Here is a 12,922-nt window from a genome sequence, read left to right as displayed (position 1 = left end):
CAAGTTCCGCGCCCGGGGGGGCTTGAAACTTTGAAACTGAAACTTGAAACCTTATTTGAAGAGCTTCGTCCCCGCCGCGAAATGCCCGGCATGCTCGGACATGCGCATTTCCACGCGCTCGCGGATGGTGCGCTCGCCGATGCCGTCGTGCTTCGTGGCGACGAGGGCCTTCAAAAGTGTGATAAGCGACTTCAAATCATCCATCATGACATATTCAGGGACGATCTGGCGGGTGTCGCTGAGGTTGTGGTAGTTTCCGAGCGGAATGGAGATGCCAGCGCTGCGAATGCCCGCAGCCTGGGCTGCCGTGGCCTCACAGGCGCCAGCGTCGAGCAGGCAGCGCTGCACGCGGATGCCCTGCTCCTTCGCCGTGGTCATCAAAACGGCCACCGCCTCGCTGTCGAAGATGGAAACGCGATCGCCAACACGAATCACCGGTCCGCCGCCCATCACCGCGCCATTCACCGGGCGGCTGGTTTCGAGCGAGAGGAACACGCTGTCTTTGCCGAAGGGCCACTTCTGCGCGAGCTGCCAGGCACCGAGCCAGCCAACCTCCTCCGCGCGGGTGAAGGCCGCATGCACGGTCGTCTGGATGTTCAGACGGGCGAGTTCGAGGAAGGTCATCACGATGGCGGCACAGCCGATCAAGTCATCGCACGCGGTGGCCTCGATGCGGCTGTTGGTCACGTTCACCGGAAAGTTCCATGTGGCGATCTGCCCCTTCACCTTGCGCAACCCTTTCTTCACCGCCGTCTCGATGGACTCCTGCGGAACTCCGCCGCCGCCGAGAAACTCCCACTCATCACGCTTCGTGCTGCCGGCAGGTTTGACAAAGCCGGGATGATCCATGTGCGAGCACAGCACCCATGTCGGCTTGCTCTTGGCCTTGCCGTTCTTGTAGGTGGCCAGCAGGTTGCCGAACTTGTCGCGCTTCAACTTCACATGGCGGCAGTCCTTGAGCAGCGACTCGATTTCGGCGCGCACATGATATTCGTGAAATGGCGCGGTCGGCTGCTTGAGCAGGCGTTTGAGAATGTTGTTGAGGTTGGGCGATGCCATGCGCCATCGTAACTCGATTTTCGCAAACACCAAACGCCGCGTGAAGAAGCTCCGATATTTCTTTGAGACCGCCCTGATCGAATCAGGCGCATGGATCATGCCCCGCCTGCCGAGGGGCTTCATCCTGGCGCTCTCACGCGGCATCGGAACGCTGGCGTATCTGGCGGACAAACGCGGACGCGGCACGGCGCTGGAGAACTTGAAGTGCGCGTTTGGAGATCAGTACACAGCGGCCGAGCGCTCCCGCATCGCCCGCAAGTCGTATCAGGTCTTCGCGCGCACTTTTCTCGACCTGTTCTGGTCCTCGCGGCTCACCAAGGACACCTGGCAGAATTTTTTCAGCATTCACCTGGCCGATCCTGCCGCCGAAAAGCAGGCGCATGAGACAGGCGGCGTGTGGGTGACGCCCCACTTCGGCAATTTCGAACTGGTGAGCATGGTCTGGGGCTTCCGCGGCTTCAAATTCACCGTCGTCGCGCAGGATTTCAAGAACCCCGCCCTCACGCATGTTTTCAAACGCCTGCGCTCGCACTCGGGGCATGACATCATCCCGCAGGAGAATGCGATGCTGAAGCTCATGAAGGCGCTGAAGCGCCAAGGGCACGCGGGCCTGCTCACGGATCTCAACATCCCTCCCGGTCGTGCCGCCACTGCGATTCAATGCTTCGGCCTCTGGACCAGCGTCCCCACGCTGCATGTGGAGCTGGCGAAACGCCTCGGCCTTTCGATCATGACCGGTGTGTGCCGCCCGCTCGATGACGGCCGCTATGAAGTGCACATCTTCGAGGCCATCAAGCCCGGTGCTGATGAGGACACGCAGCAGCTCACACAGCGGGTTTGGAATCACTTTGAAAAGGCCATCCGCGAGCACCCCGAGTGCTGGCTCTGGATGTACAAGCACTGGCGCTACCGCCCCGTGGGCACCTATGGCGCGCCACACCCGGATTACCCGTCTTACTCGAACTTTTCCGACGCGCTGATCGAGATGATTCCGTCCTCTTTGCGCCCTGTGCAAAAAGCATGACCCGAACTGGCTGAAAGACACAGCCTCACGCGCCAGTTTTTTCGTTGCCCCGCGAATCCCGCGCTCGTAATCCTCACGCCTCCCAAAAACCAACCCGCCAATGTCCATACCGCATCTTCCCGCCCTCCGCAAAGGCCGCCCTTATGAGTCGCTCGACAAGGTTCAGGTCAAAGACCACAAAACGGGCGAGATCTGCGCCGAAGTCAGCCAGGTGAACGCCGGCATCGTCCGCAAGGATCTCGCGAAGATCGGCGAGGCGCGTGCGACGCTGAAAAAGTTCACGGTGGAGCAGTTGATCGAGATCACCGCCAAGGCGGGCGATCTCTTCCTCAACGGAACCCTTCCCCTCGGCGACAAGGGCCACACGCAGTCGCCGCAGGAATACATCGCCACCCTTTCCCGCACCAGCGGCCTGCCGCACATCATGGTGAAGCGGAACATGACGAAGATTCACTTCGCCATGACGAACATGAAGATGATCCTCAACGGCCTCACCCGCGGCCTGGACCTGAGCGTCATCGACCGCGGCTTCGGCACGCAGGCCGGCTGCCCGGTGTCGTATTTCCCCACTACGAAGTCCCTCGGCCTCGTCATGCCGAGCAACTCGCCTGCGGTGAACTCTCTCTGGCTGCCCTCCATCGCGCTGAAGATCCCCGTGGTCATCAAGCCGGGCCGCGAGGAACCGTGGACGCCTTTCCGCCTCATTCAGGCCTTCATCGCCGCCGGCGCACCGGCGGAAGCCTTTGGTTTCTACCCCACCGACCACGAAGGCAGCGGCGAAGTCGTGAAGCTCAGCGGCCGCAACCTCGTCTTCGGCGACGTGAACATCGCCAAGATGTATGAAAACAATCCCGCCGTGCAGGTTCACGGTCCGGGCTGGAGCAAGATCATCATCGGCGAGGACAAGATCGAGAACTGGAAGGAATACATCGACGTCATCGTCAGCTCCATCAGTGACAACGGCGGACGCTCCTGCATCAACGCCTCCGCCGTCATCGTGCCGAAGTACGGCAAGGAAATCGCCACCGCCATCGCCGAGCGCCTTGGCCCGGTGAAGCCCACCGCCGCTGATGACGAGAACGCCCGCCTTTCCGGCTTCGCGAACCCCAAAATGGCCGACTACATCGACAGCGCCATCGACAACGACCTCAAGACACCCGGCGCCGAGGACGTCACCGCCCAGTTCCGCGACGGACCGCGCAAGGTCGAGTTCGAGGGAGGCATCTTCCTTCGCCCGACGATCATCTGGTGCTCCGACAACAAGCACCCGCTCGCCAACCGCGAGTTCCTCTGCCCCTACGCCAGCGTTCTGGAGATTCCGCAGAGCGAAGTGCTCGGCCGCATCGGCTACTCGCTCATCGTCACCGCCATCACGCAGGATCCGGCCTTCATCAACGAGCTGCTGGAATGCGGCGACATCGACCGCCTCAACATCGGGCCGATCAGCACGATGAAGATCAGCTGGGACCAGCCGCACGAAGGCAACATGTTTGAGTTCCTCTACAAGCGCCGGTCGATTGACTGCGCGTGAGCGACGTAGCACGGGCTTTCCAGCCCGTGCTTGTCTCCGAATCGGGTTAGAAAACTCGATCAACGGTTGGAATCCTCGCCCTACACCGCATGTCACTCGCCCCCTTCGATCACCAGCCGCGCACGCGCCTCGTCTTTGGCAACGGCACGCTGGCGCGTGTGGGCGAGTTCGCGCGCGAACTTGGAAAACGCGCGCTCATTGTTAGCGATCCTGGCATCGTGAAGGCCGGTTACGTGACTCGTGCGGTCAGTTTCCTGGTCGAGGCGGGCCTTCAGGCACGCGTATTCGGCGAGGTGCGCGAGAATCCAAGTACGGAAGACGTGGACGCCTGCGTCGCGGTCGCCCGTGAGTTTCAAGCCGACCTCATCATCGGCCTTGGCGGCGGCAGCAGCATGGACACCGCCAAGGGCTGTAACTTCATCCTCACCAACGGCGGTCGCATGCATGACTACTGGGGCACGGGCAAGGCGACGAAGCCCATGCTGCCGCTCATCACCATCCCCACCACCGCCGGCACCGGCAGCGAATGCCAGAGCTACGCGCTCATTTCCGATGCCGAGACGCATGTGAAGATGGCCTGCGGCGATCCCAAGGCCGCCGCGAAGGTGGCGATCCTCGATCCCGAGCTCACCATCTCCCAGCCGCAGCGCGTCACCGTCTGCACCGGCATCGACGCCCTCTCCCATGCCCTCGAAACCGCGGTGACGAAGAAGCGCAACGCCCTGTCCTCCCTCTACTCCCGCGAAGGCTTCCGTCTCTGCCACTCCGGCTTCAGCCGCGTGCTGCGTGAGCCGAAGGATGTCGAAGCTCGCGGCATGATGCTCCTCGGCGCGGCCTACGCTGGCATCGCCATCGAAAACAGCATGCTTGGCGCCGCGCACTCCTGCGCCAATCCCCTCACCGCCTTTTTCCACGTCGTCCATGGCGAGGCCGTCGGCGTCATGCTCCCCCACGTCATCCGCTTCAACTCCGCGATCCCCGAAATCGCCGCCATCTACGAAAGCTACTTCGACGGCGACCTCGCCGACCGCATCAGCGAGCTCCTCTGGGAGGCCCGCATGCCCCGCACCATCAGCGAGCACGGCGCGAAGGAAGAAAACCTCCAGCCCCTCGCCGAACTCGCCGCCAAACAATGGACCGCGCAGTTTAATCCGCGTGAACCGAGCGTTGAGGACTTCGTAGAGCTGTATCGCGCGGCGTTGTGAGTCCTGTTGAACATCTCGATCAACTACTCGCTCGCCCGGAGCCGCTGCTGGCGCTCGCGCCGATGCAGGACATCACGGATCTTGGTTTCTGGCGGCTGATGACGCGGTATGGCGGGGCGGATGTGTATTACACAGAGTATTTCCGCGTGCATCCGGACTCGCACCTTGAGAAGGACATTCTGGCGTCGATCACGCATAACCCCACGGGGCAACCGGTGGTGGCGCAGATGATCGGGAATGACATCCATTCCCTCGTGCGCAACGCGAAGGAACTGCAGCAGCATGAGGTGGCGGCGATTGACCTGAATCTCGGCTGCCCAGCGCCCATCGTTTACAAGAAGTGCGCCGGCGGCGGCCTGCTGCGCGATGTGCCGCGCATCGAGGGCATCCTCGGAGCGTTGCGGGAGGCGGTGACGGTGAAGTTCACAGTGAAGACGCGTCTTGGCTTTGATGACACGGAGACGATCGACGCGCTGGTGCCGCTGTTTGCGAAGCACGGCGTGGATCTGGTGACGATCCACGGCCGCACGGTGACGCAGATGTATCGAGAGGGCGTGCGCTATGATTTGATCGCGAAAGCGAAGTCGAATCTCCCCTGCCCCGTGCTGGCGAATGGCAACATCGGCTCGCATTTCGACGCGGAGGCGGTCACGAAGGAAACCGGTGTGCAGGGCCACATGCTGGGACGCGGTGCGATCCGCAATCCGTGGTTGTTTGAGCAAATCAGGCAGCACTTTCGCGGCGAACCGGTGGCACAGCCGACTCCAGCCGAGAGACTGGCCTACATCGGCGAACTGTATGAGGCCGTCACGATGCCCAGCACCCGCGAGCTCGATCAAGTGAACCGCATCAAGAAGCATCTGAACTTCTTCGGAGAAGGCATGGACGACCCGCCAGGCTTCCTGAACGAGATGCGCCGCTGCACGACGCGGGCGGGGCTGATGGAGGTTTGTTCACGTCACTTGAAGGTCTGATCCGGCGCAAAACGACGGACGTTTCCTCGTATTGGACATCCCCCGAAGCCTATGCTATCCGCACGCCTCATGTCTCCAGCCAAAACCCTCGCCTCCATGCTGCTTTTATCTCCCGCGCTGCTCAGCGCTGCGGAGAAGGTTGATTTCGTCAAACAGGTGAAGCCTTTGCTCGAAGGCGCCTGCACCCACTGCCACGGCGCGAAGGAGGACAAGGGCGACTTCCGCATGCATACGCTGGAGGACATCAAGAAGGGCAACGAGAACGGCCCGGGTCTCGTCCCGGGTGATCTGAAGAAGAGCGCGATCTACTCGACGCTGCTTCTGGATGTCGAAGATGACATGGTCATGCCGCCGAAGAAGGAAGGATTGCTCGAAAAGAGCCAGATCGAGGTGATCAAGACCTGGATCGAGCAAGGTGCCGACTGGCCCGCCGGGGTGGTGCTGGAGCAAACGCCGCGCATTAAGTTCGAGAAGCACATCCAGCCGATTTTGGAACAGAACTGCGTGTCCTGCCACAACGCGGACAAGGCGAAGGGCGACTGGATCATCACGACGAAGAAGGAAGCTTTCGAGAGCGGCGAGAACGCGCCGAACATCGTGCCCTTCGACCTCAAACAGAGCGCGATTTATCACCTGACGACGCTGGGCGCCGATGAAGACGACTTGATGCCGCCGAAGAAGAGCGGCGGGCCTTTGAGCAAGGAGGACATCAATTTCCTGAAGTTGTGGATCGAACAAGGCGCGCCGTGGCCTGATGACGTGAAGCTGACTGCGAAGGAGAAGAAAGGTCCGGCCACGAACAATCCCGACAACCTGGAACTGGTGAAGAAGATCCACGCCTTCATCGTGCAAACCTCCAAGGAGAAGAAGGAAGCCGACATGAAGCCCTACGACACGAAAGTGCCGAAGACGGGCGCGCCTTACAGCATGGTGGTGATCAAGAGCGGTGAGTTCATGATGGGCAGCCCCGAGGGCGAGGCGAACCGTGGCGAGGACGAAGGCCCGCAGGTGAAAAAGACGATCAAGCCGTTCTGGATGGGGAAATATGAGATCACATGGGACGAATACGAGCCCTTCCAGCTCACGAGCGTGGGTCGTAACAAGGACGGCTCCCGCCAGGTGTGGAAACCGACTGACAAGCCGGAAGACCTCATTTCTCAGCCGACTCCACCTTACCAACCGATGGATTTCGGCATGGGCCGCGAGCGTTTCCCGGCGATTTGCATGACACAGCACGCGGCGAACAAGTACTGCCAGTGGTTGAGCGCGCAGACAGGCCACTTCTACCGCCTGCCGACCGAGGCAGAGTGGGAATATGCCGCCCGCGCCGGCACGAAGACCGCTTACTTCTTTGGCGACGATGCCGCCCAGCTCAAAGACTACGCGTGGTACTTCGACAACGCGCCGAACTTCCAGTACGCAAAAGTCGGCGGCAAGAAGCCGAACCCTTGGGGTCTTCACGACATCTACGGCAATGTGTGCGAGTGGTGCCTCGACCAATACACACCGACGACACCCGGCACCGCGATCCTTGGCAATGATTGGGTGCGTTCGAAGACTCCGTATCCGCATGTCGCACGCGGCGGCACCTACGATGACGATCCGGAACTCTGCCGCAGCTCCGCCCGCAAGGCTTCGGATCCTCTTTGGAAACAGCAAGACCCGCAGCTTCCGAAGAGCATCTGGTATCTGACCGACGCCACCTGGCTCGGCTTCCGCATCGTGCGCCCGCTCGAAATCCCGACCGTGGAAGAAATGTTCGCCGCCTGGAACAACGGCGTGGCGAAGGAATAAATCGAGACGTCATCTTTTGCGCGTGAACGGTCCGCTGTGATGCAGCGGCCCGTTTTTTTGCTCGCCATGATTGTAGAAGTGAGCTCATGCTGCCGTTTGCTCGGTCCTCTTTCCTTCATGAACAGCACCAACACCTCCTCCGCCCGCACCGCCGCCCTTCTTGCCGCTTTTCTTGGCTGGATGTTTGATGGCTTCGAAATGGGCCTGTTTCCACTCACAGGGCGCGATGCATTGAAGGAACTGCTGGGGCCGGACGGCGGCCCTTCGCTGAACAACTGGTTCGGCGTCATCATGGCGATGTTTCTCGTCGGTGCGGCCACGGGAGGCGTGGTGTTCGGCTGGCTGGGTGACCGCATCGGCCGCGTGAAGGCGATGTCGCTATCCATCTTCACTTACGCGGTGTTCACCGGTCTCTGCGGCATCGCGAAGCATGCGGAGGAGATCGCCGCGTATCGTTTCATCGCCTCGCTCGGCATGGGAGGCGAGTGGTCGCTTGGTGTGGCGCTGGTGAATGAGGTGTGGCCCGGCAAGTCACGCATGCTGGTGGCTGGATTGATCGGTGCCGCGGCGAATGTGGGCTACCTGCTCGGTGGTTTCCTCAGCCTGGGGCTGGCCGGTGTTCTGGGCACCGTGAACAACGCCCTGCTAGGCATCGGTCTGGGACAGGAGACTGTGACAACGCTGCTGTCGAACAACGGCTGGCGCATTTTGATGATGAGCGGCGCGGTGCCGGCCTTCTTGGTGTTCTTCATCCAGATTTTTGTGGGTGAATCGAAGAAATGGGAGGAGGAGAAGGCCAAAGGCACCACTGACCACTGGGCTACGAAGGATTTGCTCGGCGTGTTGATCGGTTGCGCTTCCGCGCTGGGCATCGTGTGGGTCTGGGCACCCAAAAGCACGGTGATCCCGACCACGCTGGCCGTCGCGATCACGCTCGCAGGCTTGGTGATCACCCTGCTGGGCTACTTGTTCCCTGTCTGGCAATATCTGGGACGCGCCGGGTCTGAAGATCCTGCCGCAGCACGCCCCTTCATCATCAAACGCATGCTTCTGGGCGCAGGACTGGCTGGGGTGGCTCTCATGGGCACCTGGGGAGCTGTGCAATGGGCGCCAAAGTGGGCGGAAGAACTCGCGGGTAATCCAGCCCTGCATGCCAAGGACTGGGCGCAAATCTGGACCGCCACGGGTGCGATCATCTTTACTATGGTGGCCGCCTTGCTCGGTGACAGACTCGGACGCCGCATCGCCTACACGATCCTGTGCGTGGCCACCATCGCCGCCGCATTGCTCTTTTACCAGACCAATTCCAGCTACACGAACTGGTTCCTTTTCACCGGTTTCCTCATCGGCGGTATCAGCGCGTCGTTCTACGGCTTCTTCCCGCTTTATTTCCCTGAACTGTTCCCAACCCAAGTGCGTGCCACAGGCCAAGGATTTTGCTTTAATTTCGGCCGAGTACTGGCGGCCATTGGAGCACTCCAGACCGCCAACCTGATGAGCGTGTTCGGTGGTTCTTTCGCCAAGGCCGGCAGTGTCCTGTGCTCGATCTACGCGCTTGGGATTGTTCTGATTTGGTTCTGCCCCGAAACGAAAGGCAAGACACTGCAATGAGTCTTGGTTGACGCTTGGAATTAGCCCATGCGTGAATGTTTTCTTGCCAACCTTCATTTCGCAGATAATAATTCACCCATATTAACCTCTCAGATATAAGAAATGCATGAGGCGGATAAGTAAAATTTTATGGATTCTATGAAATTATCTTGATCCTACCTTTGGCACTCGTTATATTACCCACAATTCGAGATTTTCTCGGAACCCATAGCTCTAAGGACCCAACTCCATGATCACAGGAACCAAACAACCAGACAAAGACCACGCCAAACTGGCAGATTTCATTCTGTTCAGTCAGCGCGAGTTTCTGCTGAATCTCTCCCGTGAGCTGAACCGGGACAATATCTCCTTCGCTCAGTTCTTTCTCCTCAGCTACCTCGCCACTTCAAAGGAGCTGACCATGACCGACATCGCCCGCAAGATGGGCCACTCCACCGCCGCCGCGACCGGCCTGGTGGACCGCCTCGAAAAGCTCGGCTACATGGAGCGAACCCACGCCATTGATGATCGTCGCAAGGTGCTCGTCCGCATCACATCACGTGGTTTGGAGCTTGTCAGCCGCCTGCGTGATGAGTTGCAAAACCAGGTGGCCGCCGCCATGAGCGAAACTTCCTCCGAAGACGCGGCCAGTTTCATGACCTCGTATCGCTCGCTGGACACCGCTTTGGCGCGCTGAAACTCATGCCATTTTTATGAAGGGCGCACGGTTTGTCCGTGCGCCCTTTTGCTTTTCATGGCAAACAAGCGCGATGGACTCCGCCCCTTGGATGACTTTTCCAGCGCTCACTGCCCTGGCCGGCATCGCACATCGATTTAGCCTCCGGCATCCCGAAATCGATGTGAATGCCGAACGAGCTGTGGTGGTGGAAAGGCTGTGGGCCTGGCACCATGATCAGGCGCGAGAAATTGGATTCCGGGACGGCTCCTTATGCATCGCCGAACAGGTGCATGGTCGCGAAGTCGCGGTGATCGATGCCCCGTCATCCCAGGCCATCAACGGCGTCGACGGCATCATCTCCAACACCCCAGGCCTTGTGGTCGGCATTTATGTAGCGGACTGCTGCGCTGTTTATCTGGCTGACCCGCGCACCGGGGCGTTTGGTGTGGTGCATTCTGGAAAAAAAGGCTCGGAGCAAGGCATCACCGCGCATGCGATCGAGAAAATGGTCCGACACTACGGCACAAATCCCGCCGACCTGCGTGTGCAACTCAGCCCATGCATCCGCCCGCCGGCTTACGAAGTTGATTTTGCCGCCCAAATCCGCCAGCAGGCGGTCGACTCTGGAGTTCCAGCAGCGCAGGTGCATGACACAGGAATCTGTACTTCTTCGGATTTGCGGCGCTTCTATTCCTATCGCATGGAAAAAGGCCGCACCGGGCGCATGCTGGCCCTGCTCGGACGCCCATGCTGATCACGCGATGACCTTTCACTCCCCCGCCAAAATCAATCTCTGGCTGCGCATCCTCGGCAAACGAGAAGACGGTTTCCACGAGGTTCAGACACGCCTTTGCCAGCTCGCCTTGGGCGACACGGTAGAAGTCGAGCATCTCGGGGCGGGCCACAACGTCGCATTGACCTGCTCCGATCCCACCGTGCCTCTGGACGAGTCAAACCTCGCCATCAAAGCCCTGCGTGCGTTTGAAAGCCGCGCCAACAAGAACTCTTCCTGGCGCATCCATTTGGAGAAGAAAATTCCTGCGGGCGCAGGTCTGGGTGGCGGCAGCAGCAACGCGGCCACCGTGCTCAAGGCCTGCAACACTCTGGCTGGCTCCCCGCTTTCACCAGCACAGTTGATCGAATTGGGTGCTCAGATCGGCTCTGACGTGCCGTGCTTTTTGATCCACACTCCGGCGTCCGATGGAGCGGGGCGAGGCGAGCAAGTTACCCCGGTCGAATTCGACTGGAAACTCCCTCTCGTGCTCATAAAGCCACCCTTTCCCATTCCAACGCCATGGGCTTACAAGCGTTGGGCAAATTCGAAGGAAATCCCCGGCGTGCCGTATGCGCCCCAGCTTTGTCCTTGGGGTGCGATGGTGAACGACTTGGAGCGTCCGGTTTTCGAAAAATACCTGCTGCTGCCCACCCTCAAAAATTGGCTGCTCGAACAAGGGGAGGTCCGCGCAGCGCTCATGTCCGGTTCCGGCAGCACCATGTTCGCGATCACCGACACCCCGGTTCAGGCCGCTGAGCTTGCAGCAAAGGCTCGCGAGTGGTGCGGCGAAACGGCATGGATTCAGTCCACCTCGACCGCGGGGTGAAAATACGCCGGCTCATTGGAAAAAATTTGGGGCCGGACGGCTCCCGATTCCGTCCGGCCCCTGGTATGATCAACCTCAACTTAATCCTGCGTTGAGGCAGGGTTTCAGTGAACAACCAATCACTCTCAAGACTCAGTTCATGGAGGGCTGATACCTTGCACAAACTGTTGGTGGGTTAGTGGCTTGGTGGTTGGAAGTGTTGAAAAAAGTTGAGAAAAAGTTCCCGACCCCGTTTGTCATGCACGCTCTCATGCCTGCCCAAACCGCGCTCACCCTTGAAGAACAAGCCATCTACGAATGGCAGATGACGGTGCCGGGCATGGGAGAGGAAGGCCAGCGCAAACTCAAATCCGCGTCCGTGCTCATCTCACGCGTCGGCGGCCTGGGCGGACTGGTGGCGCTCGAACTGGCGGCGGCGGGAGTGGGAAAGCTGGTTCTGGCTCACGGCGGCAACCTCCGGGCATCTGATTTGAACCGTCAGCTACTGCAAACCCATGATCACATCGGCAAACCGCGCATGGAATCGATTCTGCGGCGGCTGAATGAACTCAACCCACGTTGCGAGGTCGTGGGCGTGAGCGAAAACGTATCCGAAAAGAATGCGGATTCCCTCGTCGCCCACGCGGACATCGTGGTGGATGCCGCGCCGCTTTTCCAAGAACGCCTCGCTTTGAACGCGGCCGCCTTTCGGGCAGGCAAACCGATGGTGGAATGCGCCATGCACACACTGGAGGCAACTGTGACGGTCTTTGCGCCCGGGAAGACCGGATGTCTTGCATGCTATGTGCCGGAGATTCCCGCCTCGTGGACACGCCAGTTTCCCGTTTTCGGCGCGGTTTCAGGCACCGCCGCATGCATTGGCGCGATGGAGGTGATCAAGCTCATCACCGGCATCGGCGAGTCACTCGCAGGCAGCCTGCTGTCGATGGATCTTTCCACCATGCAATTCCGCAAGGTGCGTCTGCCCAAACGGGCCGATTGCCCTGTCTGCGGACGCTAAGCGTCATTTTTGGGCCACAAAATCAACCACACAGACCTTCTCGAGCAGAGGCTTGAGCTTCGCGACGAACGCCTGGTGCTCCGCATGCGGCAGATAGACCTGAAGCCCGGCCTTGTCGGCAAAGGTGACCAGGAAACAGTGGGTAAAGCCATCATTCAGTCCTTCGGGACTGACATTGGTTCCCCATTCAAACCCCTTCACCGTGTCGATCTTCTTCGCCAGCTCACCGAATGCTTTTTCAATCGCCTGCACCTGCTCTGGCGAGGCGTTATCCTTAAATTTGAAGAAAACGACATGGCGATAAGGAGCATCAGCGGCGGTGGCGAGTGTGGTCATGGTGAAAAGCAGGGCAAGAAGAAGTGATTTCATGGTGTCGCAGACTGGAGAGCCGGTGCTGGCAGTCAATGACGGCCAAACAGGTTGCAGCGCGGCATGAGAAGTGCTTTTTCGAGGCCTACGCCTCAC

General features: G+C 59.9%; 12 protein-coding genes. 10 read left to right on the top strand and 2 right to left on the bottom strand.

Annotation, left to right across the window (positions count from 1 at the left end; genetic code table 11):
* Positions 1–51: 51 nt before the first annotated feature.
* Positions 52–1,059 (bottom strand): M20/M25/M40 family metallo-hydrolase, encoded by a 1,008-nt coding sequence (locus ACILSE_RS11015; protein ID WP_395717437.1) that lies wholly within the window; start codon positions 1,057–1,059, stop codon positions 52–54.
* A 40-nt stretch (positions 1,060–1,099) separates the two neighbouring features.
* Here ACILSE_RS11015 and ACILSE_RS11010 point away from each other — a divergent pair, with 40 nt between their 5' ends.
* From ACILSE_RS11010 to ACILSE_RS10965, 10 genes are all read left to right on the top strand, one after another.
* Positions 1,100–2,083 (top strand): lysophospholipid acyltransferase family protein, encoded by a 984-nt coding sequence (locus tag ACILSE_RS11010; RefSeq protein ID WP_395717436.1) that lies wholly within the window; start codon positions 1,100–1,102, stop codon positions 2,081–2,083.
* A 100-nt stretch (positions 2,084–2,183) separates the two neighbouring features.
* On the top strand, positions 2,184–3,614 hold the full coding sequence (locus tag ACILSE_RS11005; RefSeq protein ID WP_395717435.1) for an aldehyde dehydrogenase family protein: 1,431 nt from the start codon (positions 2,184–2,186) through the stop codon (positions 3,612–3,614).
* Positions 3,615–3,703: 89 nt separating this feature from the next.
* A complete protein-coding gene (locus tag ACILSE_RS11000) occupies positions 3,704–4,819 on the top strand; it encodes an iron-containing alcohol dehydrogenase (protein WP_395717434.1) in 1,116 nt (371 codons plus the stop codon).
* On the top strand, positions 4,816–5,793 hold the full coding sequence (locus ACILSE_RS10995; protein WP_395717433.1) for a tRNA dihydrouridine synthase: 978 nt from the start codon (positions 4,816–4,818) through the stop codon (positions 5,791–5,793). Before ACILSE_RS11000 ends, ACILSE_RS10995 begins: the two co-directional genes overlap by 4 nt.
* 69 nt (positions 5,794–5,862) lie before the next feature.
* Positions 5,863–7,587, top strand: a complete 1,725-nt coding sequence (locus tag ACILSE_RS10990; RefSeq protein ID WP_395717432.1) for an SUMF1/EgtB/PvdO family nonheme iron enzyme — start codon at positions 5,863–5,865, stop codon at positions 7,585–7,587.
* Positions 7,588–7,704: 117 nt separating this feature from the next.
* Complete coding sequence (locus ACILSE_RS10985; RefSeq protein WP_395717431.1) at positions 7,705–9,198, top strand: MFS transporter; 1,494 nt, start codon at positions 7,705–7,707, stop codon at positions 9,196–9,198.
* 229 nt (positions 9,199–9,427) lie between these two features.
* Positions 9,428–9,874, top strand: coding sequence for a MarR family winged helix-turn-helix transcriptional regulator (locus tag ACILSE_RS10980; protein ID WP_395717430.1), 447 nt, complete (start codon positions 9,428–9,430; stop codon positions 9,872–9,874).
* A gap of 73 nt (positions 9,875–9,947) precedes the next feature.
* Positions 9,948–10,610: a polyphenol oxidase family protein gene (locus tag ACILSE_RS10975; protein ID WP_395717429.1), complete on the top strand. Its 663-nt coding sequence runs from the start codon at positions 9,948–9,950 to the stop codon at positions 10,608–10,610.
* Between the two features lie 7 nt (positions 10,611–10,617).
* Positions 10,618–11,457 carry a 4-(cytidine 5'-diphospho)-2-C-methyl-D-erythritol kinase gene (ispE, locus tag ACILSE_RS10970; RefSeq protein ID WP_395717428.1) on the top strand — a complete coding sequence of 280 codons (840 nt, stop codon included), beginning with the start codon at positions 10,618–10,620 and terminating at the stop codon, positions 11,455–11,457.
* A gap of 250 nt (positions 11,458–11,707) precedes the next feature.
* A complete protein-coding gene (locus ACILSE_RS10965) occupies positions 11,708–12,457 on the top strand; it encodes a HesA/MoeB/ThiF family protein (protein WP_395717427.1) in 750 nt (249 codons plus the stop codon).
* 3 nt (positions 12,458–12,460) lie between these two features.
* Here the strand turns inward: ACILSE_RS10965 and ACILSE_RS10960 are convergent, their stop codons facing one another.
* A complete protein-coding gene (locus tag ACILSE_RS10960; protein WP_395717426.1) occupies positions 12,461–12,826 on the bottom strand; it encodes a Dabb family protein in 366 nt (121 codons plus the stop codon).
* Positions 12,827–12,922: the final 96 nt, after the last annotated feature.

Source organism: Prosthecobacter sp. (genome assembly GCF_044236155.1).
Taxonomy (GTDB): Bacteria; Verrucomicrobiota; Verrucomicrobiia; order Verrucomicrobiales; family Verrucomicrobiaceae; genus Prosthecobacter.
Note: the sequence above shows the minus strand (reverse complement) of the source record. Positions and strands in the feature narration are given on the sequence as shown.

Coding starts and splice junctions, on each gene's coding strand:
- ACILSE_RS11015 (WP_395717437.1), bottom strand. CDS start 1,059: ATGGCATCGCCCAACCTCAACAACATTCTCAAACGCCTGCTCAAGCAG.
- ACILSE_RS11005 (WP_395717435.1), top strand. CDS start 2,184: ATGTCCATACCGCATCTTCCCGCCCTCCGCAAAGGCCGCCCTTATGAG.
- ACILSE_RS11000 (WP_395717434.1), top strand. CDS start 3,704: ATGTCACTCGCCCCCTTCGATCACCAGCCGCGCACGCGCCTCGTCTTT.
- ACILSE_RS10990 (WP_395717432.1), top strand. CDS start 5,863: ATGTCTCCAGCCAAAACCCTCGCCTCCATGCTGCTTTTATCTCCCGCG.
- ACILSE_RS10985 (WP_395717431.1), top strand. CDS start 7,705: ATGAACAGCACCAACACCTCCTCCGCCCGCACCGCCGCCCTTCTTGCC.
- ACILSE_RS10980 (WP_395717430.1), top strand. CDS start 9,428: ATGATCACAGGAACCAAACAACCAGACAAAGACCACGCCAAACTGGCA.
- ACILSE_RS10975 (WP_395717429.1), top strand. CDS start 9,948: ATGGACTCCGCCCCTTGGATGACTTTTCCAGCGCTCACTGCCCTGGCC.
- ispE (WP_395717428.1), top strand. CDS start 10,618: ATGACCTTTCACTCCCCCGCCAAAATCAATCTCTGGCTGCGCATCCTC.
- ACILSE_RS10965 (WP_395717427.1), top strand. CDS start 11,708: ATGCCTGCCCAAACCGCGCTCACCCTTGAAGAACAAGCCATCTACGAA.
- ACILSE_RS10960 (WP_395717426.1), bottom strand. CDS start 12,826: ATGAAATCACTTCTTCTTGCCCTGCTTTTCACCATGACCACACTCGCC.